The organism is Bacillus cereus group sp. BfR-BA-01522 (genome assembly GCF_022662635.1).
Lineage (GTDB): Bacteria > Bacillota > Bacilli > Bacillales > Bacillaceae_G > Bacillus_A > Bacillus_A cytotoxicus.
This window is the reverse complement of sequence record NZ_JAKUDY010000080.1, coordinates 1-205: the sequence shown is the minus strand read 5'-3', so window position 1 is coordinate 205 and position 205 is coordinate 1. Positions and strand designations below refer to the sequence as shown.

The following is a 205-nucleotide window of genomic DNA, read 5'->3' as shown; positions in this document are numbered from 1 at the left end:
AGGCAAAGGATTAACTTATAACACTTGCTCTTCTCAATTAACACAACTAAAGAAAGAATTAGTTTGGTTAAAAGAAGTAGACAGCACATCACTGCAATCATCACTCAAAAACCTTGCTGATTCGTATACTCGATTCTTCAAGAAACAAAACAAAGCACCGCGTTTCAAGTCTAAAAAGAATAAAGTGCAATCCTACACGACAAAG

1 pseudogene is annotated in these 205 nt (G+C 35.1%); it reads left to right on the top strand.

Annotated features, from left to right (window positions below):
- Positions 1 to 205: pseudogene (locus tag MR059_RS21745) on the top strand (IS200/IS605 family element RNA-guided endonuclease TnpB); the annotation flags it as partial.